Here is a 23,492-nt window from a genome sequence, read left to right on the forward strand (position 1 = left end):
TTATTTTGCTGAACAACGCCTAGCTAATCGTTAGGCGTTGTTTTTTTGTGCACTAATCAATGATTTTCTATTGCGTTCTGTTACTTTATCCCTTAATCTAACCTTAGATTAGCTGAACCGTTTCAGTGAAATGAAATTCAATGAAAAAATTTTTAAAAAGTGTAGGTTACAGCACACTTTTAACCTTTAACTGCTAAAATGAGCAGTAGAGTTGGTGTGAGTCAGTTATCCTTAGCAACCGTGTGATTTTGCTCATATACAAGGTGTGGAATGGCAATCAGGGTGGCAATAAATGGCTTTGGTCGAATAGGTCGAAGCGTTTTAAGAGCGTTATATGAATCGAGCCGTCGGGCAGAGATCGTCGTTGTTGCAATTAACGAACTTGCTGAACCAGAAGGTATCGCGCATTTGCTGAAGTATGATTCCAGCCATGGGCGTTTTGCGTGGGATGTGAGACTTAATGGCTCACTCTTGCAAGTCGGCGATGATAATATCCGCTTATTTCACCAAACCGATATCCGTGATTTGCCTTGGAAAGAACTCGGTATTGATATTGTCCTTGATTGCAGTGGGGCATATGGCTCCCGTGATGATGGCTTAATGCACATCGCGGCAGGCGCCAAAAAAGTGCTGTTCTCTCACCCAGGTACTGATGACCTTGATGCCACTGTTGTCTATGGCGTTAACCACGAAAGCTTAACGGCTTCAGACAATATCGTGTCAAACGCATCTTGCACCACTAACTGCATTATCCCGATTATTAAATTGCTTGATGAGGCATTTACGATTGAGTCAGGAACCGTTACGACGATCCACGCATCAATGAATGACCAACCCGTTATCGATGCCTATCATAAAGATTTACGAAGAACGCGCGCTGCCAGCCAATCTATTATTCCAGTTGATACGAAATTAGCGGCGGGAATTACGCGAATTTTTCCGAAGTTCAAAGATCATTTTGAAGCCATCTCTGTCCGTGTACCGACAACCAATGTGACAGCGATTGATTTGAGTGTTACCGTACATGACGATGTCTGTGTTGAAAAAGTGAACCAACTACTGAGAAGCGCCGCACAGGGGCATTTTCGTGGTATAGTGGACTACACAGAACTGCCGTTAGTCTCGATGGATTTTAATCATGATCCACACAGTGCTATTATTGATGGTACGCAAACGCGAGTTAGCGGAAAACATTTAATAAAAACCCTAGTTTGGTGTGATAACGAATGGGGGTTTGCTAACCGGATGCTAGATACAACGCTAGCGATGGCAGCAACAGGTTTAAACTAATTGGCTACTGACAGACAGCAGGGCATGATAACCTTTTCGCCTCTGCCCAGTAGTTGATGGAAACTTTATAGAGAATCAACAAGAGGATTCACCATGTCTGTAATTAAGATGACCGATTTAGACTTAGCGGGTAAACGCGTTTTTATTCGTTCTGACTTAAACGTTCCTGTCAAAGATGGCAAAGTTACTTCTGATGCACGTATTCGTGCTTCATTACCAACAATCGAAGCTGCTCTGAAGCAAGGCGCTAAAGTCATGGTCACTTCTCACCTCGGTCGCCCGACTGAAGGCGAGTACAACGAAGAGTTTTCACTGCAACCTGTTGTTGACTATCTGGCAGATAAAATCGATTACCCAGTTCGTTTAGTCAAAGACTATTTAAATGGCATTGATATTGCCGCTGGTGAGTTAGTCGTTCTGGAAAACGTTCGCTTTAACAAAGGCGAGAAAAAAGACGACGAAACACTGTCAAAACAATACGCTGCATTATGTGATGTGTATGTGATGGATGCATTTGGTACGGCTCACCGTGCTCAAGCGTCAACTCATGGTGTGGCAAAATTCTCACCCGTTGCATGTGCAGGTCCATTATTAAGCAATGAGTTAGAAGCATTAGGTAAAGCACTGGGTAACCCAGCGCGCCCAATGGTGGCGATTGTTGGAGGTTCTAAAGTCTCCACAAAACTGACCGTGTTAGATTCACTGTCTAAAATCGCTGACCAACTAATTGTGGGTGGGGGTATTGCAAATACCTTTATCGCAGCAGAAGGCAACAATGTTGGTCGTTCATTATATGAAGATGACTTAATTCCTGAAGCGAAAAAATTACTGGCTAACTGCCAAATTCCAGTACCGACAGATGTTCGCGTTGCTACTGAGTTCTCTGAAACCGCAGAAGCGACACTGAAATCAAGTACTGAAATCAAAGACGACGAGCAAATTCTGGACTTAGGCGATGAATCAGCGCAGCGTCTGGCTGAAATTCTAAAAAATGCCAAAACCATTCTGTGGAATGGCCCAGTTGGTGTATTTGAATTCCCTAACTTCCGTAAAGGAACTGAGATCGTTGCAAAAGCCATCGCAGACAGTGATGCATTCTCCATCGCGGGTGGTGGTGATACATTAGCGGCTATCGATTTATTCGGTATTGCAGACAAAATTTCATATATCTCTACGGGTGGCGGTGCTTTCCTTGAGTTCGTTGAAGGTAAAAAGCTCCCTGCCGTTGTGATGCTAGAAGAACGTGCTAAAGCGTAATTAATTGTTCATACACAACAGGCAGCGTAGGCTGCCTGTTTACCACAGGACCTTTTCACATGTCTAAAATTTTTGATTTTGTTAAACCGGGTGTTATCACGGGTGATGATGTACAGAAAGTTTTCGCAGTTGCCAAAGAAAATAACTTTGCATTGCCAGCGGTGAACTGTGTTGGTACGGATTCAATTAACGCCGTACTCGAAGCGGCCGCGAAAGTGCGTGCGCCTGTTATTGTTCAGTTTTCAAACGGCGGTGCAGCATTTATCGCAGGTAAAGGTTTGAAGGCAGAAGGTCAACAAGCAGCGGTTTTAGGCGCGATCTCTGGTGCTTATCATGTGCATCAAATGGCTGAGCACTATGGTGTGCCAGTTATTCTGCATACTGACCACTGTGCGAAAAAATTACTGCCATGGATCGACGGCTTGTTAGATGCAGGTGAAAAACACTATGCGAAAACAGGTAAACCACTGTTCTCTTCTCACATGATTGACCTGTCAGAAGAAACGCTGGAAGAAAATATCGAAATCTGTGCTAAATACTTAGCGCGTATGGCTAAAATCGATATGACGTTGGAAATCGAATTAGGCTGTACGGGTGGTGAAGAAGATGGTGTTGATAACACAGGTATGGACAGCTCTGAACTGTATACTCAACCAGAAGATGTTGCATACGCATACGAGAAACTCAATGCAGTAAGCCCACGTTTCACTATCGCAGCATCTTTCGGTAACGTTCACGGTGTTTATAAGCCAGGTAACGTTCAATTAACGCCAAAAATTCTGCGCAACTCACAAGACTACGTTTCAGAAAAATATAACCTGCCACACAACAGCTTAGACTTCGTATTCCACGGTGGTTCTGGCTCAAGTGCTGCTGAAATCAAAGAAGCAGTTAGCTACGGTGTTATCAAAATGAACATCGATACTGATACTCAGTGGGCAACTTGGGATGGTATTTTACAGTACTACAAAAAGAACGAAGGCTATCTGCAAGGTCAGTTAGGTAACCCAGAAGGTGCAGATAAACCTAACAAAAAATACTACGACCCGCGTGTATGGCTGCGTAAAGCACAAGATTCAATGGTTGTTCGTTTAGAACAAGCTTTCAAAGAACTGAACTGTGTTGATGTTCTGTAATTAATACAGACTCAGTTTTGAATTAAAAATCCCCCAGTAAGGTGACTTGCTGGGGGATTTTTTATGGTTTTTCACTGGCCTGTGAAAGTAATTTTAAAAATAATGCTTCACTTTGTGCCAGTGGTTTGCTTGATTCGGTTATCGCACAAATACGGTTTTGGAAAACAGGGGAATTAGCTACTTCAACGAGGGCATGACGTGCATTAATATGAGAGGCATAGTTTTCTGGCAAAATTCCAACATAGTGTCCAGAAGCGATAAATGCTGCAACAGCTTCTAAACCTGCTGCATCAGGGCCTTTATTAAACTCTCCAGAAGCTAGAACACTTTCAGTGAACGGATGTGGGCGATAAACCAATGCCAAATTATGCTTATTTTTAGCACTACTTTCTGAAGTATACAGTTTATGCTTTTCAATAAATAAAAATTGATAGTTGAAGCGGCTATTTTCATGAAATTGACCACGTATACCAATTTGAATTGTCCGATCACTCAAAGCTCGATTTAATTGATTATGATTGAGCACAATGAGTTCTAGCTTTACATGTGGTGCCGCTTCAGTGAATTTAGCAATAGCAGAAGAAAGGTGACATTGTGGGTTAGTCAGTATATGTTCAACAACACCAATAACCAGCACGCCTGATAAGATCCCTTGTAGTTCATCGACTTCTGTTTTTATATTATCGAGTGCCTTAAGTGCAGTGTTGGCTTTTTTAATGACTAATAGCCCTGATTCTGTCAGCTTAAAGCCGGATGGTCCTCGTTCACAAAGTTGAACACTTAGTTTTTCTTCGATTTCACGTATATGCCGACTGATAGATGCTTTGGACATGTTGAGTTTTTTTTCAGCAATCGAAAAACCGCCAGCTTCGGCAACAGAAATAAAAACACGTAATGATTTTAAATCTTTTTCTGTTAGTTTTTTATTATGCATATTTTTACCTATTGCGTGAATTCAATCACTTATTGCTAATCTATCTCAATTTTTAACTAGATACAAATAGCCTAAATTTACTGTTTTATTTTAATAATTAAAATTGTTTTTATTAATTTTAAAAGGTTTCATTTTATGAAACCAAGGGGTCAAAAATATCACTTTTATTATTAAAAAACATGTATATCTTAAAGTTGTAGTTGTTAATAAATTATTACTAAGGTGGCGCCAAAATAATAATTAATCCAAATATATATAAATACAAAAGGATTCTAATTTATGGTCACAGATGAAATGTTAACAATAAAATTAGATATGATTACATTTACAGCATTAGGTGCTTTGTTGTTAATTGCTAGTAATATAATCATAAAGAAGTTTCCATTTTTTATGAAGTATTCAATACCTAGTCCTGTTATTGGTGGATTTTTATTTTCTATCATGATGTGGTTAGCGTATCAATTTAATATTGTAGAATTAGGATTTGATAATACATTATATGATTTAGCTATGTATGTATTTTTTGTCACTATCGGACTCATGACAGGAGTCAAATTATTAATCAGTGGTGGGAAAATATTACTTATTTATATGGTTATTTGCTGGGGGTTAGCATTTGCCCAAAACGGTGTCAGCATTGGGTTATCCTACATATTAGATATAGAGCCTTTGGTTGCAATGATGGCAGGACAAGCCTCAATGCAGGGAGGGCACGGGATGGCGGCTTCATTAGCACCACTCGTTGAGTCATTTGGTTATGACCAAGCGCTTAATGTTGGCTTGGCTGCATCAACATTTGGCTTAATTGCAGGTTCGATATTAGGCGGGCCAGTCGGTAATTGGCTAATCCAAAGAAATAAATTGAAAATTGAAACAGACCATGTTGATTTAAATAATTTAGCTGAAGTTGATGCCCAGGAAGATAAAATTAGCGCACAGAAATGTATTGTCGCTGGTGCAGCCATTTTAACTATTCTTGCAATAGGAATGCCAACTGCTAAATGGATAAGTGAAATTACAGGGTTTACAATACCAGGGCATATTTTTAGTTTATTTGTAGGTGTTGTTTTTCATTCAATTAATGAAAGAAAACCGATTATAAAAATATCAAAAAATACGGTAGCTCTAATTTCAACTATTTCATTAGAAATGTTTTTAGTGATGGCAATGATGAAATTAAAATTATGGGAGCTTTATGAGCTAGCTCTGCCATTAACGATCATATTAATATCTCAGGTTATTGCTACCATTCTTGTTGCTGTATTTATCGTATATCGTGCATTGGGTAAAAATTATGATGCGGCAGTGATGTCTGCTGGTTTTATTGGTCATGGATTAGGTGCAACACCAAATGGCTTAGTTGTTATGGATGCTATCTGTAATAAATATGGCCTATTTTCAAGGAAAGCATTCATTATTATTCCTATTGCAGGAACAGTATTAACTGACATTGTCGGTGTCCCTCTATTTGTATTTTTAGCCAATACATTTGGCGGCTAATAAAAATAAAGAATAAATTTAAAGTTTAATAAGGAAAAAGTAGATGAAAAAATTAACGACAGCGCCACATGTTGGCCATAAAACATTTTTATATTCTGAACTTGCGACCGATTTAAATAATATCGAAGCCGATATTGCGATACTTGGAATGCCATTTAGCTCTGCCTATAGCGCTCATGCTTTTACAAATGATCAATCAAGAGCACCACAATATTTACGTGATATGAGTGACCGAATTGTTCGGCATCCAGATCATTATGACTTTGATATTGATGGTCCACTATTGCAGGGACGTAAAGATATTAAATTCGTTGATTGCGGTGACGTTATCCCTGATTTATCTCAACCACTGGGTGAACATCATGAAAGAGCCGCAGAAGCAATCAGGCAATTATTAAGGGTGAATGCGTTACCGATTATTTTAGGTGGTGACCACGGTATAACTACGCCGATTTTACAGGGATTTGATGAAGTTGGCCCAGTCACTTTAGTTCATATTGATGCTCATTTAGATTGGCGTGAAGAAGTTAATGGTGTGAATACAGGTTTGTCTAGTCCAATTCGTCGTGCATCGGAAATGAAACATATCGGTAAAATTTTTCAGATAGGTTTACGTGCTCAAGGGAGTGGACGTCCCGCAGATTATCAAGCAGCTAAAGATCATGGTGCTCATGTTATTCCTGCCTATGAACTGCATGAAGTAGGAATGAAGGCAATTTTAGACCGTATCCCAGATAACTCAAATTACTATATCAGTATTGATGCAGATGGTATCGACCCAAGCATTATGCCAGGTGTAGATGGCCCTGCACCAGGTGGAGTAACTTACTTACAAGCGCGTAGCTTAATTCACGGTTTAGTGAAAAAAGGTCGGGTTGTGGGTATGGATATCGTTGAAATCACGCCTGCAAAAGATATCCCCTCTAAACTAACAGGCGTTACTGCTGGGCGCTTTGTGGTGAATTTAATAGGGGCATCTATTCGAGCAGGGTATTTTGATAAAAAATAACGGAGTTAATTAATGCTGAACTAACAATAAAGTGGGAGATATTTCCCACTTTATTGATTATCTGTTGGCGTCCCCTGATGAAACCTCAGTTGCCATTTATTTGCTGAATTCTTTAACCATATCGATGAACGATTGGTTTGCCTTATTTTTTCCCCTTGTTGTAATTCATAACTCATATAAGCCATCAATACCGTGTGCTCACTCAATAATGTGCAGTGATAGCCTTCTGAATAAATCGTTTTTGGGGCCTCATCAATCAAAGAGGCTAAGGTATCGGGTTTATCTGTTGTGCCACCAGAACGGCCAAATTCAAAAAAATCAGGGTGTAGGATATCTTGAAGAAAATCGATATTTTGTCGATTAGCGGAAAAATGCAGTTTTTTTTCTAACTCAATCAGGATATTAAATAACGTTTCCACGATTAGCGTTGCTCCAGTTGTTGTGCTAATTTTTCAGCAAGTTCCGTGAGGGTATCTGAGGCATTGCGATGAAAGTGCATCGCAATTTCCATTTCTTGAGCAGCAGGGAAACCTTCCTCTTCCGTTAAAATGCGGTGCTGTGGCAACTTAGCACGCTGGGGCAGTAAACTGATCCCTAAGCCATCCGTAATGGCGCTTTGAATGCCTGCCAGGCTTGAACAAGTATAAGTGATGTGCCAAGGGCGTTGCTCGTTATCTAATAACTTAAACATATCATTGCGATACAAGCCATTTTCAGGGAAAACGATAAGCGGGACAGAATCACTATTGAGTGATTGACGTTGATTGCTTGTTAGCCAGCATAACGGTTCAGGCCAGCTGTAATCACTCTTAAATTCCCCTTTTTTCTGTTTAACGATGATTAAGTCTAATTCCCCATGTTGATAGCGCTGATGTAGCTGGCGGCTTAAACCGCTTGTGACTTCTAAGCGCACATTGGGGTTTGCTTGCATAAAGGCGGCAAGGGTAGGGGTAACTTGCCCTGATGCCAGATCTTCAGGAAAACCAAGACGAAGCGTGTGGATCACCGCACTGCCCGTGATCTTCATAAAAAATGTGTCGTTTAATGCTAAGATTTTTTTCGCATAGCTCAGTAGGATTTCACCTGTTTCGGTCAACGTTAAGATGCGGTGGCCTCGAACAAACAATGGCTGCCCCACTAGAGTTTCTAAGCGTTGAATTTGCTGACTCAATGTAGATTGCGTTGAATTTAAATGCTGTGAAGCCACAGTGAAATTCCCTGTTTCGGCAACGGTGACAAAGGTGTTCAACAGGACTAAATTGAGCAATGGATTCATTTATTTAATACCTATCATTTGGTTATTTAATTTCTAAATAGCATACTTTTTGAGTAGATTAAATAGATGAGAAGGAGATAAATCATGAAAACAACATTGTTACGTGTTAAGTGGTTGGTTTATTTACTGGGTATTCTTTCAATTTCATTGATCTTTATGGTGAAAGGAATGGCAACATCACAATCTAATATACTGGTTAGCGCGGCTGAGCAAGGCAATTTATACCAAGTTCAAACGCTAATTGAGCAAGGAGCTAACATCGAGCAACGGGATTTGCGCCAACGTACTCCATTAATGGCAGCTACTCATGAAAACCGTGTGGATGTGGCGCGCTACTTAATTGAGCATGGCGCAGATGTGAATGCGAAGGATAATATGCAAGATTCACCGTACCTTTATGCAGGAGCGCGTGGGCTGCAAGATATTTTATTATTAACCCTGAAAAATGGGGCTGATTTAAACAGTACCAACCGTTATGGCGGTACGGCGTTGATCCCTGCGTCAGAACGTGGCCATATCGACACGGTTAAAACCTTGATTGATGCGGGTGTGGACGTAAACCATATTAATCGCCTCGGGTGGACGGCATTGATTGAAGCGATTATTTTGGGGGATGGTAGCGATAAGTACGTGCAAATTGTCACGCTGTTGATTGAAGGCGGGGCGGATGTCAACTTAGCGGATGGCTCAGGGATATCGCCTTTAACGTTAGCAAAAAGTAAAGGCTACCGTAACTTGATTGAAATCCTTGAAAAAGCAGGAGCGAAATAATGTCGGATAGGCAATTTTTACAGCAGGCGGTTTCGCTTGCTGAAGAAAATGTGCAGGCGGGTGGTCGCCCATTTGGTGCTGTTGTTGTTAGAGAAGGTAAAGTAGTGGCAACAGGGGTAAATCAAATGCTTGAATTACACGACCCCACCGCGCACGCGGAATTAATGGCATTACGCCAAGCGGGGAAGGCATTGAACCGCGTTAAACTGGATGATTGTATTGTTTATGCCAGTGGGCAACCCTGCCCAATGTGCCTTGCTGCAATGCGCATGGCGGGGGTTTCTCGCGTGGTATATGGTTATTCAAACCAAGATGCAGAGCCCTTTGGCTTATCAACCGCGGAAATTGCCAAGGCGTTACGTGTGGCACCTGAGCAACAATTGGGTTTTAAATTTGAGCAATTGAGGCCAAATGATGCACCGCGCTCAGCGCTGTACCAAATGTGGTGGGAACAGCAAAAATAATGGGTAAAACAGCGTCGTACTCCCTCGCGTTAGTGGTCACTATTGTGTTAGTTGGGCTGAATTTACGGCCCTTTATGACAGGTCCTGGCCCTGTCATCGACAATATTATTCACACGACAGGAATGAGCTACCAAAGCATTTCGCTTCTGACGTTATTGCCCATGTTATTGATGGGGATTGGTGCATTGGTTGTCCCCGCATTAAACCAACGAATAGGCGAGCGAAGTGGAATTGCTTTGGCGATGTTATTGCTATTTTTCGGTTCTTTTTTCCGTTATTTTGCCGAAAATGGTCACATATTATTGTTTACAGCGTTTTTGTGTGGTGCCGGTGCCGCTTATATTCAAGCGGTTTTTCCTGGTTTTATTAAAGCGCATTTTCCACAAAAAATGGCCATGATGACGGGGCTCTATTCTGCAACGTTAATGGCGGGCGGTGCGATAGGCGCACAGTTAACCCCTATTTTAGAAAGTGTAACAGGCCATTGGCAAAGTGCGTTGGCATGGCTAGCACTCCCTGCGCTGATCGCGTTAATTGCTATCCTATTAAATATTCGCACGATGAATAAAACTAGCGTTGGTCACGTTTCCGTATTCGCTTTCTTTAAAAAGCCACGGGCCTGGTTATTAATGGCGGGGTTTGGGTTAATCAATGCGGGTTATGGAACAGTTGTCACGTGGTTAGCGCCTTTTTTCCAAGAACAGGGAATGAGTGCTGCACAAAGTGGCTCTTTTGTTGCCATGCTGACGGTGTTTCAGGCCTTATCAGCTCTGATGATCCCTGTACTCGCTTCTCACAATATCGATCGTCGTTTCTGGCTTATTGCGACGCTAAGTTGCCAAGCCATCGGGTTTATTGGGTTAATGTTGTTTGCCCGTGATGTGCCTTTCTTATGGATAGCACTATTAGGCGTTGGGTTAGGGGGCTGTTTTGCGCTTAGCATAATTACAGCACTGGATCATATTCCCCATCCAGTTAGCGCGGGGGCATTAACGGCATTAATGCAAGCGGGCGGGTTTATTATCGCTGCATTTGGCCCACTACTCGCGGCATGGTTACATCAATTAAGCCAAAGTTTCACTTGGGTGTGGGGAATGCATGTTATTTTTGTGCTAGTGACATTGCTGCTTTATTTACGTTTAAACCCGAAAGGATATAGCCAACTATTTGCTTTAAAATAAAAAATTCCCGTTATTTTATTACGAACGATGGTTATTGTTGTTTTGGTGTTTTTTGCCCAGATAGCGACATAGTTGTTTATTCAATATGAACGACTATGCCGCAACGTATTGGAAAAACATTCACTCAAACCCACTCAACATAGGAAGAACACTGTGTTGGGGCGTTTCTTCGTGTTCGCCGAGGGGGTTCTGATTCACAGCGATTTTGGCATTTCATGGATGCTTCGTTATCTCACCAAATCAACTCAAAAAATAATAGCCTATGGATATAGTGAAATTAACCTAAAGTTATCTTACTCTATTTTTATATAATGAGTTAGCTATTGAAATAATAAAATTAATTTTAATTATTAATAATCATATTATTTTTAATTAACGTTATATTTTTTATATTGTTTTTATTTTCTTTTTTATTTTTTAATATGTATTCAAAAGGTATCTGGTTTTTCATGGCCTTATTTTTTTTATTAATTTTATCGAATCATGTTTATGGTAAGGTGATGAATTATGGAAAATTTTGATTCAATAGATATCTCTCATCAGGTTTTAAAAGAATTATTAAAATATCGCCGTTGCTTTTCTCAATCAAATGAGTGTAATGAATATGAGGAAAGAAAGGTATCTGAAATTCAAATTCCAAGGATCCGTGCATTTATTGAAAAAAGTCAGCCTATTGAATTTATTTTACCTGCTTTTCCGACTAAATCACCAAACCCTAAGAAGGTATTAGGAAAGATACCAGATATGGCAGAAAAGTTATCGCTTGTTTTTTTGAATTCGCTTTGCCAGAAAATAAAAGATATTTACTCATTAGGTGCTAAGATTATTATCTGTTCTGATGGACATGTGTTTAGTGATCTTATTTATGTTGATGATAATGACATTACGCTTTATCAAAAAGAACTTAATAAATTATTATCTAAACTAGATGGGGAGAGTCTATATTTATATTCCCTTAGTAGTGTTAAAGAATTAACTCAATATTCTCAAGATTATACCCAATTAAGGTCGTTATTAGTTAAAAATTACGCAACCTCTATTGAGGAGATAAAAGGAGAACTCAAGCAGACGAATGGGGGTATTCAATTATATCAAGCTATTACGCGTTTTTTATATGAAGATAGCTTTCTTCCCGATTACACGGGGTCGAAAGCAGCTCTGCAAAGAAATGCTAAACAGCGTGCTGTAGGCGTTATTCAACGTAGTCGAGCATGGGGGAATTTGTTATCAACAAAGTTCCCATCTGCGATCCGTCTTTCCATTCATCCGCAACCCGCGGATAGTATTAAAATGGGTATTCATTTAATGCCAACCAGAGATAATTGGTTAACACCATGGCACGGTGTTGCCGTTAATATAAATGGCCGATTTATATTAATGAAAAATGAAACAGCAAAGAAAATGAACGGAAAACTTGTTGAGGTTAACGGTTCACCCAGCCATTACGTAATTGAATCTATTTAATTGAAGTTTATTTGTATTAATAAAAATAAATATATAGGTAAATAATAACGTGAGGTTTTATGAATATAAGCTCAATAAATTGTCATGTTAAATTAATTAACCCTTTTGGGGTGTTATTAACACCATGTGTTTTACATCAAAACATTACAGCATTGCCAATAAGCTTATTACGTCACTTAGCTCGTCAATATTCACTGGTTATACTGCGGGGGTTTCAGTCAGGTTTTACAGATGAAAATAAACTGATTGAATATTCAGAATGTTGGGGGGATATCATGAAATGGTCTTTTGGAAGTGTATTAGATATTCAGGAGCGCTCGAACCCTTCAGACCATGTTTTAGATAATGGCTACATACCATTGCATTGGGATGGGATGTATCGAGAAACTATTCCAGAATTCCAAATTTTTCATTGCATACATGCCCCAGTGATATCTCAAGGGGGGCGAACAACGTTTGTTAATACAGAAAAGCTCCTTAATGAATCCAGTTTTGAAGAGGTTCAATTATGGAAAGACACCATTATTAGCTATAAAACAAAACAGGTTACCCACTATGGGGGCGAGGTTGTGTCCCCCCTTGTTTGCTTACACCCAAATAACAATAAGTGGGTGATGCGCTACAACGAACCTATGAAAATTGATGATGATAAATATGCAGATCATCACTCTTTAATAATTAAAGGAATGTCTAGAGAAAACCAAACCCTGTTTGAAAAAGAACTAAATAGCAGGTTATATGACCCCCGGTATTATTATGCGCATAGCTGGGAAGAAGGGGATGTGGCTATTTGTGATAACTTCACGTTATTACATGGTCGAGAGGCTTTTATTTCTAAAGCACCTCGCCAACTTCAGCGGGTTCATATTCATGGTGTACCTGTTTGTAAAAATGCTCATTTTTATTCTTTTACAGATTAAAAAATTATTCGGTAATCACTTATGCCACAGATAATATTAGCGGCGATTGCGACGCCAGGACATGTATACCCGCTTTTAACTTTAGCGAAAGGGCTTATTGGCCAAGGAAATGAAATTACTATTTTTACGGGGTCTTTTTTTCGACAACAAGTGGAGGCGAGCGGGGCAAACTTTGTTTGTTTTGACAGTATGGTCGATATAGACCATCGTGATTTAGAACATCATTTTCCTGAACGGGGCTTATACCCCGCAGGTAATAGCCAAATGGCACAAGGCTTAATACAATTTTTTGCACAACCTATTCCAGTCTTATCAAAGCAATTAATGCAATTAATTCAAGAAAAACAAGCTAACTTATTAGTTATCGATAATACCTTTTATGCTGCTTTACCATTGTTGCAACAAGCGCTTGTTAAGCGCATACCAGTTGTGGCTATTGGGGTAACGCCATTAGCTTGGCCCTCTGTCGATAGTGTGTTTTGGGGCGCTAGAATACCCCCTGAAATATTACCAGCAGAAATTACACGAGAGCAGCTAATTAATGAAGAAATACATTTATTAATTGAAAGTGTTAGAGAGAAATTTTCTCAGATGGTGACAGCTGCAGGCGGGTTACCATTGAAAACAGATCAAAATGAAGCATTGATATGCGGTGTAGATTGTTATTTGCAGCTTGCAACATCAGTATTTGAATTTTTTGATACAAGTTTACCGAGTCACGTTAAATTTATTGGGTCATTGGCGATAGACGCGAGAGAAGATCATATACAAATTAATTGGAAAAACGAAAACCAGCCTTTAATTATCGTGACACAAGGCACATTAGCGAATGTTGATTTTAACCAATTACTCAGGCCAACGCTGAGGGCATTAGCAAACTTACCTGTACGTGTATTAGCTATTACAGGGGGGCGTAAGGTTGATTTGTCAGAGGTTCCACTTCCCGATAACGCTTATCTTGTTGATTGTATTAATTTTGAAGACTGGCTACCCAAAGCATCAATCTTAATTACTAATGGAGGGTATGGTTCAGTGACATCTGCCATACGCCATGGTGTTCCAATGATAATGGCTGGGATAGGCGATGGTAAATTAGAGGCGATAGCCCGAGTCCTTAGGTCTCGTTGTGGAATTAGTTTGCAAACAGATATGCCGAGTGATGAACAAATATTAAATGCGGTCACTGAGATGTTATCAACGCCATTATGGCATCAACAAGCAAAAATTATGCAAGAGGCGAATCAGCAGTATAATACTTTAGAATTAGCACTACATTATATCAATAAGCTTTTATATTAATAATTAAGCTACTGTAAAAATTCATTCATAATGTTAGAGAGATAACTTAATTTTATAAAACGACAAACTAAGTTATCTCTATTAGTTATTAGCTAATAAAATTTATCTATATTTGCTATAGTTTCATTATTCTCTTGTTCAAGAAAATAGTTTAAATCACATTGCAGGATATTGGCGAATATACAAAGTCGACGAATGGTAAAATTTTGTACGCCGCGCTCGTAACGGGATATTTGTTGCTGGCTTAAGCCAGATTTTTCTCCTAGGCTATTGCCCGTTAAGCCCATTTGTAAACGACGCTTGCGTATTTTATGCCCAATATAAGAATTTGAAATATCTGTATGGTATTTTGTCATAATATAACTCTAATCAAGTGATAATGAATTAAATTAGTATTAAACTATTGGTATGTAATCAATAATTAATCAATATTTACTAATTCGATATCATCATTGGGGTAAATATAACTTTCTCCATTAAATAAAACGATCCCTAAAATAAAAACACTAATTCCAATAATAGATATTATAACGCTAAATAATGCGGATAAATTTTTATTAATATAAAATAATGATTGATCTTTTAGTGAGAATGCAGAGTCAGAAAAAGATAAAAATAATATAATCGTCCCCCAATGCAGTACCGATAAAAGAAACGGATATTCAACGTTGTTATGAATAACGATGGGGAGTATGGCAATGATCATCGCTAATGAATATCCATTACCATTTTTTTTGTATTTAATAAAAGATTGGAAAATAACGTAAATACTCCCTGTTATCAGTAACGACATAAAAATTAAATTAATATTGCTTCCTCTCATAATCCAAAGAAAAATTTCATTATGTGAATGTGGTACGATGTATTGTTCTGGACTTAAAAAGGGTAATGGTGTTCTGCCATAACTATCCTTAGGGATTAACGAAGGATCCCATATATCATCAGGTTGCTCCAAAAAAAGGGTAATCGAAAATCGTAACATTTGTTTTAAATGAAACTGATTAATCACCTCAGCACTGATAAACTGAGGACATAATTTAATGAGGTAAATACCAATAAACACAGCTACAGCCATGATAAAGTAGCTAGCAATCACTCTCAGCTGATTTTTTTTATAGAAAAAACAAATGAATATGAATATTGCCACAATAAAACTTAACCATGTCGTGACGGACTGAAGTGTTACGAGGGTTAAAGTAAATAAAAAAATTGAGCAGCCTAAGGCGATAGCTCGTATATTTTCATATTTAGCCTTCGCTAAGGTAAATTGTGATAAGATCAGTGTCATCATTGCAAGTAAGCATGATGCCGCTACGCTCACTGACAATATATTAATTTGTTGTGATAAGCCATTTGACCGCATATCAGTTGCGAAATAAAAAATATCGGGCTGAGTAAAAAACTGGTAACCCGTTAAGAGCGCTTGAATAGCTGAGAATGTAATATTGCAATAAATACAAAATGACTGTACCCGCCATCTATCTTTTATTTGTAGCCCAGTAACATATAATAAAACACCAATAGTAATACCTGACCAGTACCAAAAAATAAGGTCACTTTTTATATCTGTCGAATAAGCAAGCCCCATGGCTAAAAAAATTAACGCAATCAAAAAACAAATTGCGGGTACAGTTATAATAATTTTATTCTTCCGATAAAAAACAGTAAATGAAACAGTCGAAATAATTATGGCAATAGCAAGCCAGGCAATGATATTTTGCGGAAGTGATTGACGTAAACTTCCCAGGCTATCAATATAAATTAGGCTAGTTAAATGCCAAATAATAAATATACCAATAAATAATGAGCGGGATATCATAATCATAGTGCATTACCACTGTATTAAATAAAGGTAGCGATTAACCAAGCATTGCCTTTGTAGTCCCCAGGTTCAGCGTCTGAACCTGAAAGCTGACTTTCAATGCGAATATTTTTGACCTTATCAATAGTGGTTTCAATTTCTTTCCCACTTTGGTTGGTTTGCTCATCAAACAGCGTAACTTCAGAGTAAATTGTATTATTGCCTGATTTTAGTGGAACGCGTTTTTCTGGGTCGGTGTCAGTTGTATAATCTAATTTTAATTTTATTTTCACAGGCTGAACTCGCTCACAGGTATAGGTGACTGTGCGTGTTTCCTTACTATTAAACTCAAAGGCATCCAGTGTTTTATGGTCAATATTGAGATTATCAATATTGGAATGGCAATTTGATGGATAATTAATCACTGATGTGGCAAGGTCTAATTTCACAGTGGCTTTATCTGAGGGAACAGTAATAGTCGGTGTACCCGTATCTTGAAATAAGCGTGTATAACCCGCAATCATTGCATCAGGAATAACAATCTTGCCATCGACAGGGATTTCTTTAACATAAATACTCACTTCAAAGGGGAAGTGTACGGTAAAGAAAGACGTTTCTAATGGCCCCATTACTTCATTTGAGCATCCATGTCCCGAAATATTTCGCCACCCGCTAGTAATGCCGTTATCAGAATTAAGGGTAAAGAAGGTATTTGAGTTGATTTTATAGGTTGTTAAGCCTTTAAGCTTAAATCCAGCTTCTGGCATATAAGCAAAAACACGATGATAAGCATAAGTCCAATGCAGGCCTGCGCTATAGTTTCCTTCTAGGTAATTAACGGTGCATTTTACTTGGCCAAAAGGTTGTGACGTTGTTTCATTAATTACAATCCCTGTGCTATTTGGTGGGGCAATTAAATAATATTTATTGTTATCGGTGCCAATTGTTGGAGTCGTTGCTACAACCGAATTGTTAGAAATGAGGTTCACTTTATACCCACCGCCAGCGCCTGCGTAGCGGGTAGCCTGTGCTTGTAAACTTCCTAAACACAGCGGTAACAATAAAAGTAATTGTGTATAAATTTTTAATTTTTTCATAAGGTTTCCCAATATTACAGGTAATCAACCATCACAGACAAAGCGGCTGTAAATGGCCCTGCGGTAAGGTTTTCTAGGGCTTGATTAGTCACAAGTTGCGATTGAATAATGATTTTCCCAGTATCACCACTGACGGTGGGGGCGATCCGTTCCCATTTATTCAAGTTCAAGGCCGTGCTTTTATTTTCTTCTGAGAAACGAATACCTAGCCCTGTAATTGAGGTCGCCAGTACCGTTTCGTTATTGACGGTTAGGGTATTGCCTTCCCTTGGTGAAAGATAAACCTGTAAATTTTTACGGAGCTCACATTGCTTAATCAAAATACCAAAGGACTGCTTTTCTTCGGTTAGTCTATCTAAGGAAACTTCTCGGAAATTAATCAATAGCTCTTTTTCACCACTTTCGGTGGTTAACACACAAGCTGGTCGCACTAACTTGGCAGACAGTGACAGTAAGATATCGGCTTGAGTACCAAAGGAAATAAATAGACCCACTAAAGGAAATACAAAACGTGTCAGTTTCATTCTATTCTCCCTATTGGTAATCAAGACTGAATGTTACGGTTGAGGCAAAGCTGCCCGTTTTTAAACGTGCATTAAAGGGTTTTTGTGCATACACGCCAAATGACAGGGTGTTAATTGACCCCTTTCCTGATTCAGTGACGGTACTCACATCTATTTTTGTATTCAGATCGAGCTCTTTGCCATTGCTATCGGTCAGCGCCAATAACACATTAGACTCACCCGTTGTTTTTAGATAATTAATGCCATTATGTACTTCGGTATTTTGGGTATTTAAGGTGATTTTGATGGTTTTATTTAATGCCATCGTTGAACAGTCCACGATATCAAGCTGAAAAGGCTGAATGTCAGAACGGCCTAATGTTTCAAGAGATGAAAAGCGGAGCCCAGATAAGTAGATTTTTTTCTGGGCATCATCATCACTGAGGCGACAACCTAAAGGCACTAATACCCCTTCAAAATAAACTGTTAAGCTGTTTGCAAAACTGCTATTTGCCGTTAGGAATAAAAGGCTAAATAAAAATATTGAGTACTTAGTCATAATTTATTTCCAAACGTTGAGCCATATTATTAGCAGGAATAGACAGTAAAAATGCGTTATTGTGCAGAGGGCGTGATAATACATATTTTTTTGCCCCTAACTTCAAGGTAAAAGGTACCCAAGTTTGTTGTTGAGCCAATGAGCGACAATGGGAAAAATTCATTTCCAATTGGTAGGTCTGTACAAGTAACGTATTTTCATTCAATTTTAATGAAATCTGCGGTAGACAAGGAGCAGTGACAATACGTGCGTTGACATAGACTGTGCCTGTAGTGACAGGTGCAGTGGACTGCGCAAAAGTAGGGACTGCAAAGGCCCATAGCGCTAAGTAACGTAATTTCATAGTTCTGCTCCTTTCTATTTTGACGCATTATTCAGTCACGCTGCACTGCGATGCTTGGCACTTGAATGCCAGTGATGGCTTTCCGCCATAATCATTAATGTATGTCAGGTAAGGTGTTGAAAATTTAGCTGATTTAATGATTTGATTCGATTTTGGTGGCACCATGACAGCTTCAAAATCACTCTCTTCAGATTGCTTTTGGCTGTTTCCAATGCCTATAACGGTTAAATAAAAGGGTGTTGGATTATTTAATGTATAGCCCGTTGCTGCAGGCGTTAGCGTGACGAGTTTTGTCCAATCTGTTTTACTTTGTGCCACGATGCTTTCAGGGCGATAAAACAGTTTTACGCGGCTTTGTAACGCAATTTGCAGCACGCCAGCTTCTGATGATTTAGGCGGGATCTCGCGCAGGTTGTAGTAAAACAGAGATTCTCTGTCTTGGGGTAATTTCGCTACGTCAGGCGCGGTACTTAAGCGAACCAAGCTGGTGGATTTTGGCTCCATACGTTGAATAGGTGGCGTGGCAATGATAGGGCCTGTTTCGAGTTTTTGCTCTGAGGCATTTTCTAACCATGATTGCGCCAAATAAGGCAGTTCAGGGTTATCATTGCGGATAGTAATATTGATAGATGGCTGATTCCCATCGAAAATAATACGAGTACGATCAAGCGTGACAGCTGCTTGAGTTGTGCTCAAGATACCAACCATAAGTGTGAATGCGGTGGTTAAGCGTAAAAAGTGGCGGTTCAATTTCATCTTAATTCTCTTATTAACGGCAAATGATAGTAGGGTAAACTTCCTGAGGGCTAATCACGTCAGGAACCTGTGCACTGCACTGAAGTTTATTTCCCCAATAAATATTTAATAATTCGTTGGCGCGGATACCGACAATCCATGTAATGCCCTGTTCACCGACAATGCCTAGCTCAATATTGTTGCTATTGCGCACGCTGGCACCAAATGGTGGATAGCTGTTATCGGTAAGTTTTAAACGTGCAAAAGTTTTTTCACCTTGAATAACATTCAGGCTGCGATAGCCAATGGCTCCACGGGTTAACGTGGCATCAGTGACGGTCTCTAATGCTTCGACGTCTTTTGGTAACTTACTGGTATTAATTGATGCGCTAGTTTTCCGATAACTACTTACATTCGGTAATACAGCAAGGCCGAAGTGGTTAGTTTTGTATACCCCACCACTGAGTGGTACGTTAGCAGCGCCTGGGGTTTCTACTACGAGGCGTGTGCCCCCATAGGCTGCTTGGTGCATAGCAATCCCTTCTTTAATTAACGTGATACCACCATTAATTGATCCCCCCACGCTGTGGTATTCATTCGGCACATAGCTGGCATTCCCTGAAATAGAGGCATAAGGGAGGTTTTGGCTTAAATACCCGCTAAAGCTAGTTTGATCATCTTGATTATTTCCAGTTTGGTAACCCACATTCAGGTTATAGCTGCGTTGTTCACTATATCCGCTGTAGCCAACGTTGTGGGTTGAGCTGTGCTTGCCATTTTGATCCCGTGTGTAACCTTCCGAAAAGCTGAAGCTACTGCCTTGGGATAATGGGATCGTAAAATATAGGCTTATCGCATCATCTTGATAACCCGCCCTTTTTGAACGAGTCGCAGATGCGGTGAGGTTAATATTTTTCAGCCCGACCGCAGCCCAATTTAACAAGGTGCTCAGATATAAACTGTACTGCTCCTCGGTTTCACTATTCCAATAGGTGTTGTATTGGTAGTTGCCTCCCAAAGAAAAATCATCAAAATATTTGTTGATATTCACTTGGTAGCTTTCTTTTTGCGCTTGGGATTCATTCCTTGTACGTCGCTCATCCAAGGTTTGTTGCAATGAACGGTAAGTTTCATCAGAGAAACGGTACCCTGCGAACGTAATATCGGTTCTGGCTTCGTCAAACGATTTTGAATAACTGAGACGGTAGCTTCGTCCTGTTAAGGTTTTATCAATCAACTGAGCATGTGACTGGGTGGCATCAAACGAAAGACTACCGAATGTAAATAAGTCACGGCCAAAACCTGCCGAAAAGGCTTGGTAATTTTTTGATAAAACTGAACCGCCATAGATAGACCACAGGTTATTTAACCCATAGGATAATTCGCCTGATGCGGTTAAATCACCTTCGAGTTCTCGGCCATTAAAGCGGGGTTTCCCCGCAGCAAACTTATAACGAATTTGCCCTGGTCGAGTTAAGTAAGGTAACGCTGCAGTGGTGATACTAAATTGTTGTTCTTCACCGTTTTCTTCACGCACGGTGACATCGAGCGTTCCACGAATGGAGCTATCTAGAGTTTGAATACGAAACGGTCCCGCAGGCACCGTTGTTTCTAACACAATGCGGTTATGGCTTTTGACAATAACGGTGGCATTGGTCTGGGCAATACCAATAATTTCAGGGGCATAACCTGTTAACTTTGGCGGCATCATATTTTCATCGGTTTCAAGAGAAATACCGGTGTACTGCCAAGAGTCAAAAATAGCAGAGTAAAAGTAGTTTTCACCTAGCGTTAAAATAGATGCTATTGATTTTATTGAACGATATGCGAATAAACGGCTAAATGTGACATCGCTATATTGGTTCTCAAAGCTCCCCGTGGATTTACGGTAATTGGCTTGGTAATCACCCCGTAAGCGCCATGCACCAAAATTAAGGCCTGTTGTTCCATTGGCTGAAATATATGACTCTCGAGAGCCAGAGTTTCTGCGCGTTAAAGAGCCAGTTAGGTTGTAATCCAATAGAAAGCCATTAACACCTTCCTCCCAGCGGGAAGGAGGAACCCAGCTTGGATCAGTGTATTCTAAATAGCTTTGTGGAATTAAAATGGAGAGTGTTAATGTGGATAAATCAACATTTAGCGTTGCACCTTCAAGCGCGGATAAATCCAAGCATTTTCCATTATCACGATATTGAACTAATTTGATTGCATCAGGCGTTAATCCTAAGCGATCCAAAATATTGAAAGGAATACAAACCGTATCGAATAAATTATTTTCTTGAGATTGCGGTGCGATTACTGTGATATCTTGTGCACTTCCCATACTCTCATTATTGACTTTGAGTGTTAAATGGTAAGTGCCAGGCATAATAAATCCGGCCTGAGAAAACTGGCTAAAATCAATATTCTGTGTGTCTTCGGTATCTAACATATCCGTATTAAATTCGACAGCATAGGCTATTGAAGAAATAGAAGATAAAAAAGACGTCACAATAATGTAGGAATAAATATTAAGTCTAACCATGATTTTTTCATCGAATTAATTATGTGTTTATTTATTAATCGTAAGTAACGTTGAATTTAATAGTGGTAAAATAATCCCCAGGCGTAATTTCATTATTACTTGTGCCTAATTCTGTCTCATATTTTAAATAGCTTTCTTTGCTTTTATGATCAAAGTAAATATAGTTATCAGATATGGAATAGAGTTTGTTTGGCATTAATAAGTTGTCATTGCTGTCGTAAATATATAGAACAACACCAGGCTTAGGGCCTGAAAGTTTTATTGCATTGCTATATATATCTTGCGGGGCAAAGAAGCGAATTTTAATGCCTTTGTGGTTATTATTGTCATATTCGCTAATACAGTTATTCAATTTTATATAAAATGGCTTACGCGTTATTTTTCTATCTTCTATTTCATTAATACTAAAGTTAGATATATAATCGTAATTGATATACTGATACTGGCTATCTGTTTCAATAGAGCAGGGGGCAGCAACAATATAGCCTTGCATTACCGCCTCACCACGAAGCCCATCTTGTACATGTCCTAAATTAGAATCTATTGCATAAGAATTAATAGAGCTCAATAATAAGGTGGTTAATATATAAATATTTTTTTTCATAATGAACCTTTTTATAGGGAGGAATAAAATCCTCCCTTAAAAAATTACTCGTATGTGATTTTAAAATCAGCAATAGAGCTAAATTCACCTTCAGTGACTGCAACAGCACCATCAACACGTTTAGCTAATGCAGTAAATTCTAAAACGTTTTCACCTTGTTTATTACGAATTTGGTTCATCACAGATTTAGCTTCATCAAATTTAAAGTCTTTAATCTGAACACCGATGTTTGTTGCAGAACCTCTAGTACCTAAGAATTCTTTGTTAGTACCCACATAGTTTTTACCACCAAAGGTAATTTTGATATCTTTAACTGCAACCCAGTTATCATCTTTATCTTTACTGAATTCATCGAAATTACAGTCTTTGATTTTAATCGCGATATCTTTTTCAGCTGCATTACCTGCTTCTAAAGATGCGCGAGAAAGCTGACCAAAAGGAACTTCTTGTTTAGTGCTTTCAGATTCAATATTACATGGCGCATTAACAACTTGGCCGCTGAAATGTAATTCGCCTGAGTTGCCACTTGCTAATACAGAGGTAGACAGTGTTGACGCAGCAAATAAAATAGCAACAGATAATTTATTTAATTTCATACTAAAATCCTTAAGAGAAAAATTAACAATTTCCATAATGAAGCTTCTTAACTAGCGGGCATTATAGGAATTGATTTACTTACCCATCATTGGGATGTAACTGGTTATATATAAAAGAAAAATTGGGCCTTTTATAAACCTGTGTCCATTCGTACTTTCATATCAGGAAATGATATTTGAATATCAGTCTATTCGACGAGAGCTATATTACCCTTGCCGAGTGTATAGA

The 23,492-nt window shown here is 39.0% G+C and carries 24 protein-coding genes; 11 read left to right on the forward strand and 13 right to left on the reverse strand.

What is annotated here, in order from left to right:
• Window positions 1–270 precede the first annotated feature (270 nt).
• The 3 genes from epd (at window position 271) to fbaA (ending at window position 3,683) form a co-directional block, all read left to right on the forward strand.
• The gene (gene epd / locus ACE2AL_RS03765; RefSeq protein ID WP_206084649.1) at window positions 271–1,290 is read left to right on the forward strand and encodes an erythrose-4-phosphate dehydrogenase; all 1,020 of its coding nucleotides are present in this window, start codon (window positions 271–273) and stop codon (window positions 1,288–1,290) included.
• Window positions 1,291–1,383: 93 nt separating this feature from the next.
• A complete protein-coding gene (gene pgk / locus ACE2AL_RS03770) occupies window positions 1,384–2,547 on the forward strand; it encodes a phosphoglycerate kinase (RefSeq protein ID WP_206084650.1) in 1,164 nt (387 codons plus the stop codon).
• Window positions 2,548–2,606: 59 nt separating this feature from the next.
• Window positions 2,607–3,683: a class II fructose-bisphosphate aldolase gene (gene fbaA / locus ACE2AL_RS03775; protein ID WP_206084651.1), complete on the forward strand. Its 1,077-nt coding sequence runs from the start codon at window positions 2,607–2,609 to the stop codon at window positions 3,681–3,683.
• 61 nt (window positions 3,684–3,744) lie between these two features.
• Here fbaA and ACE2AL_RS03780 read toward each other — a convergent pair whose 3' ends face one another.
• Complete coding sequence (locus ACE2AL_RS03780; RefSeq protein ID WP_206084652.1) at window positions 3,745–4,617, reverse strand: LysR family transcriptional regulator; 873 nt, start codon at window positions 4,615–4,617, stop codon at window positions 3,745–3,747.
• Window positions 4,618–4,896: 279 nt separating this feature from the next.
• On the opposite strand from ACE2AL_RS03780, the gene ACE2AL_RS03785 reads away from it, so the two are divergent.
• The gene (locus ACE2AL_RS03785) at window positions 4,897–6,117 is read left to right on the forward strand and encodes a sodium/glutamate symporter (protein ID WP_272681975.1); all 1,221 of its coding nucleotides are present in this window, start codon (window positions 4,897–4,899) and stop codon (window positions 6,115–6,117) included.
• Between the two features lie 43 nt (window positions 6,118–6,160).
• Entirely contained in the window at window positions 6,161–7,126 is a 966-nt protein-coding gene (locus ACE2AL_RS03790; protein ID WP_375083992.1) for an agmatinase, read from the forward strand.
• Between the two features lie 50 nt (window positions 7,127–7,176).
• Here ACE2AL_RS03790 and ACE2AL_RS03795 read toward each other — a convergent pair whose 3' ends face one another.
• Both ACE2AL_RS03795 and ACE2AL_RS03800 read right to left on the reverse strand, forming a co-directional pair.
• Window positions 7,177–7,545, reverse strand: a complete 369-nt coding sequence (locus ACE2AL_RS03795; RefSeq protein ID WP_206084655.1) for a DUF4440 domain-containing protein — start codon at window positions 7,543–7,545, stop codon at window positions 7,177–7,179.
• 2 nt (window positions 7,546–7,547) lie between these two features.
• A complete protein-coding gene (locus ACE2AL_RS03800) occupies window positions 7,548–8,402 on the reverse strand; it encodes a LysR substrate-binding domain-containing protein (protein ID WP_272681978.1) in 855 nt (284 codons plus the stop codon).
• An 84-nt stretch (window positions 8,403–8,486) separates the two neighbouring features.
• Here ACE2AL_RS03800 and ACE2AL_RS03805 point away from each other — a divergent pair, with 84 nt between their 5' ends.
• The 6 genes from ACE2AL_RS03805 (at window position 8,487) to ACE2AL_RS03830 (ending at window position 14,501) form a co-directional block, all read left to right on the forward strand.
• Window positions 8,487–9,173, forward strand: a complete 687-nt coding sequence (locus ACE2AL_RS03805; RefSeq protein ID WP_206084657.1) for an ankyrin repeat domain-containing protein — start codon at window positions 8,487–8,489, stop codon at window positions 9,171–9,173.
• Window positions 9,173–9,637 carry a nucleoside deaminase gene (locus ACE2AL_RS03810; protein WP_206084658.1) on the forward strand — a complete coding sequence of 155 codons (465 nt, stop codon included), beginning with the start codon at window positions 9,173–9,175 and terminating at the stop codon, window positions 9,635–9,637. The genes ACE2AL_RS03805 and ACE2AL_RS03810 overlap by 1 nt, the downstream gene beginning before the upstream one ends.
• Window positions 9,637–10,818: a cyanate transporter gene (locus ACE2AL_RS03815; protein ID WP_375083993.1), complete on the forward strand. Its 1,182-nt coding sequence runs from the start codon at window positions 9,637–9,639 to the stop codon at window positions 10,816–10,818. The genes ACE2AL_RS03810 and ACE2AL_RS03815 overlap by 1 nt, the downstream gene beginning before the upstream one ends.
• Before the next feature lie 507 nt (window positions 10,819–11,325).
• A complete protein-coding gene (locus ACE2AL_RS03820) occupies window positions 11,326–12,282 on the forward strand; it encodes an L-tyrosine/L-tryptophan isonitrile synthase family protein (protein WP_375083995.1) in 957 nt (318 codons plus the stop codon).
• 59 nt (window positions 12,283–12,341) lie between these two features.
• Window positions 12,342–13,202, forward strand: coding sequence for a TauD/TfdA dioxygenase family protein (locus ACE2AL_RS03825; protein WP_375083996.1), 861 nt, complete (start codon window positions 12,342–12,344; stop codon window positions 13,200–13,202).
• A gap of 21 nt (window positions 13,203–13,223) precedes the next feature.
• Complete coding sequence (locus tag ACE2AL_RS03830) at window positions 13,224–14,501, forward strand: glycosyltransferase (protein WP_272681984.1); 1,278 nt, start codon at window positions 13,224–13,226, stop codon at window positions 14,499–14,501.
• A 92-nt stretch (window positions 14,502–14,593) separates the two neighbouring features.
• On the opposite strand, the gene ACE2AL_RS03835 is transcribed toward ACE2AL_RS03830, so the two are convergent.
• From ACE2AL_RS03835 to ACE2AL_RS03880, 10 genes are all read right to left on the reverse strand, one after another.
• Window positions 14,594–14,857, reverse strand: a complete 264-nt coding sequence (locus ACE2AL_RS03835; protein WP_375083997.1) for a helix-turn-helix domain-containing protein — start codon at window positions 14,855–14,857, stop codon at window positions 14,594–14,596.
• A gap of 65 nt (window positions 14,858–14,922) precedes the next feature.
• Window positions 14,923–16,326, reverse strand: a complete 1,404-nt coding sequence (locus tag ACE2AL_RS03840) for an O-antigen ligase domain-containing protein (RefSeq protein WP_375083998.1) — start codon at window positions 16,324–16,326, stop codon at window positions 14,923–14,925.
• Window positions 16,327–16,343: 17 nt separating this feature from the next.
• A complete protein-coding gene (locus tag ACE2AL_RS03845) occupies window positions 16,344–17,399 on the reverse strand; it encodes an adhesin (RefSeq protein ID WP_375083999.1) in 1,056 nt (351 codons plus the stop codon).
• A 14-nt stretch (window positions 17,400–17,413) separates the two neighbouring features.
• Window positions 17,414–17,923, reverse strand: a complete 510-nt coding sequence (locus ACE2AL_RS03850) for a fimbrial protein (RefSeq protein WP_375084000.1) — start codon at window positions 17,921–17,923, stop codon at window positions 17,414–17,416.
• Between the two features lie 10 nt (window positions 17,924–17,933).
• Entirely contained in the window at window positions 17,934–18,461 is a 528-nt protein-coding gene (locus ACE2AL_RS03855) for a fimbrial protein (protein ID WP_375084001.1), read from the reverse strand.
• The gene (locus ACE2AL_RS03860) at window positions 18,454–18,804 is read right to left on the reverse strand and encodes a hypothetical protein (RefSeq protein WP_375084002.1); all 351 of its coding nucleotides are present in this window, start codon (window positions 18,802–18,804) and stop codon (window positions 18,454–18,456) included. The genes ACE2AL_RS03855 and ACE2AL_RS03860 overlap by 8 nt, the downstream gene beginning before the upstream one ends.
• Window positions 18,805–18,831: 27 nt before the next feature.
• On the reverse strand, window positions 18,832–19,512 hold the full coding sequence (locus ACE2AL_RS03865; protein ID WP_375084295.1) for a fimbria/pilus periplasmic chaperone: 681 nt from the start codon (window positions 19,510–19,512) through the stop codon (window positions 18,832–18,834).
• Window positions 19,513–19,573: 61 nt separating this feature from the next.
• Window positions 19,574–22,063, reverse strand: a complete 2,490-nt coding sequence (locus ACE2AL_RS03870; RefSeq protein WP_375084003.1) for a fimbria/pilus outer membrane usher protein — start codon at window positions 22,061–22,063, stop codon at window positions 19,574–19,576.
• A gap of 34 nt (window positions 22,064–22,097) precedes the next feature.
• A complete protein-coding gene (locus tag ACE2AL_RS03875) occupies window positions 22,098–22,667 on the reverse strand; it encodes a fimbrial protein (protein ID WP_375084004.1) in 570 nt (189 codons plus the stop codon).
• Between the two features lie 44 nt (window positions 22,668–22,711).
• Window positions 22,712–23,263, reverse strand: a complete 552-nt coding sequence (locus tag ACE2AL_RS03880) for a fimbrial protein (protein WP_375084005.1) — start codon at window positions 23,261–23,263, stop codon at window positions 22,712–22,714.
• Window positions 23,264–23,492 lie beyond the last annotated feature (229 nt).

The sequence above is a fragment of the Providencia xihuensis genome, from assembly GCF_041953405.1.
GTDB classification, from domain to species: Bacteria; Pseudomonadota; Gammaproteobacteria; order Enterobacterales; family Enterobacteriaceae; genus Providencia; species Providencia vermicola.

Excerpts from the sequence above, each read along its gene's own strand:
- epd (WP_206084649.1), top strand. The coding sequence starts at position 271 with ATGGCAATCAGGGTGGCAATAAATGGCTTTGGTCGAATAGGTCGAAGC.
- pgk (WP_206084650.1), top strand. The coding sequence starts at position 1,384 with ATGTCTGTAATTAAGATGACCGATTTAGACTTAGCGGGTAAACGCGTT.
- fbaA (WP_206084651.1), top strand. The coding sequence starts at position 2,607 with ATGTCTAAAATTTTTGATTTTGTTAAACCGGGTGTTATCACGGGTGAT.
- ACE2AL_RS03780 (WP_206084652.1), bottom strand. The coding sequence starts at position 4,617 with ATGCATAATAAAAAACTAACAGAAAAAGATTTAAAATCATTACGTGTT.
- ACE2AL_RS03785 (WP_272681975.1), top strand. The coding sequence starts at position 4,897 with ATGGTCACAGATGAAATGTTAACAATAAAATTAGATATGATTACATTT.
- ACE2AL_RS03790 (WP_375083992.1), top strand. The coding sequence starts at position 6,161 with ATGAAAAAATTAACGACAGCGCCACATGTTGGCCATAAAACATTTTTA.
- ACE2AL_RS03800 (WP_272681978.1), bottom strand. The coding sequence starts at position 8,402 with ATGAATCCATTGCTCAATTTAGTCCTGTTGAACACCTTTGTCACCGTT.
- ACE2AL_RS03805 (WP_206084657.1), top strand. The coding sequence starts at position 8,487 with ATGAAAACAACATTGTTACGTGTTAAGTGGTTGGTTTATTTACTGGGT.
- ACE2AL_RS03810 (WP_206084658.1), top strand. The coding sequence starts at position 9,173 with ATGTCGGATAGGCAATTTTTACAGCAGGCGGTTTCGCTTGCTGAAGAA.
- ACE2AL_RS03815 (WP_375083993.1), top strand. The coding sequence starts at position 9,637 with ATGGGTAAAACAGCGTCGTACTCCCTCGCGTTAGTGGTCACTATTGTG.
- ACE2AL_RS03820 (WP_375083995.1), top strand. The coding sequence starts at position 11,326 with ATGGAAAATTTTGATTCAATAGATATCTCTCATCAGGTTTTAAAAGAA.
- ACE2AL_RS03825 (WP_375083996.1), top strand. The coding sequence starts at position 12,342 with ATGAATATAAGCTCAATAAATTGTCATGTTAAATTAATTAACCCTTTT.
- ACE2AL_RS03830 (WP_272681984.1), top strand. The coding sequence starts at position 13,224 with ATGCCACAGATAATATTAGCGGCGATTGCGACGCCAGGACATGTATAC.
- ACE2AL_RS03835 (WP_375083997.1), bottom strand. The coding sequence starts at position 14,857 with ATGACAAAATACCATACAGATATTTCAAATTCTTATATTGGGCATAAA.
- ACE2AL_RS03840 (WP_375083998.1), bottom strand. The coding sequence starts at position 16,326 with ATGATTATGATATCCCGCTCATTATTTATTGGTATATTTATTATTTGG.
- ACE2AL_RS03845 (WP_375083999.1), bottom strand. The coding sequence starts at position 17,399 with ATGAAAAAATTAAAAATTTATACACAATTACTTTTATTGTTACCGCTG.
- ACE2AL_RS03850 (WP_375084000.1), bottom strand. The coding sequence starts at position 17,923 with ATGAAACTGACACGTTTTGTATTTCCTTTAGTGGGTCTATTTATTTCC.
- ACE2AL_RS03855 (WP_375084001.1), bottom strand. The coding sequence starts at position 18,461 with ATGACTAAGTACTCAATATTTTTATTTAGCCTTTTATTCCTAACGGCA.
- ACE2AL_RS03860 (WP_375084002.1), bottom strand. The coding sequence starts at position 18,804 with ATGAAATTACGTTACTTAGCGCTATGGGCCTTTGCAGTCCCTACTTTT.
- ACE2AL_RS03865 (WP_375084295.1), bottom strand. The coding sequence starts at position 19,512 with ATGGTTGGTATCTTGAGCACAACTCAAGCAGCTGTCACGCTTGATCGT.
- ACE2AL_RS03870 (WP_375084003.1), bottom strand. The coding sequence starts at position 22,063 with ATGGTTAGACTTAATATTTATTCCTACATTATTGTGACGTCTTTTTTA.
- ACE2AL_RS03875 (WP_375084004.1), bottom strand. The coding sequence starts at position 22,667 with ATGAAAAAAAATATTTATATATTAACCACCTTATTATTGAGCTCTATT.
- ACE2AL_RS03880 (WP_375084005.1), bottom strand. The coding sequence starts at position 23,263 with ATGAAATTAAATAAATTATCTGTTGCTATTTTATTTGCTGCGTCAACA.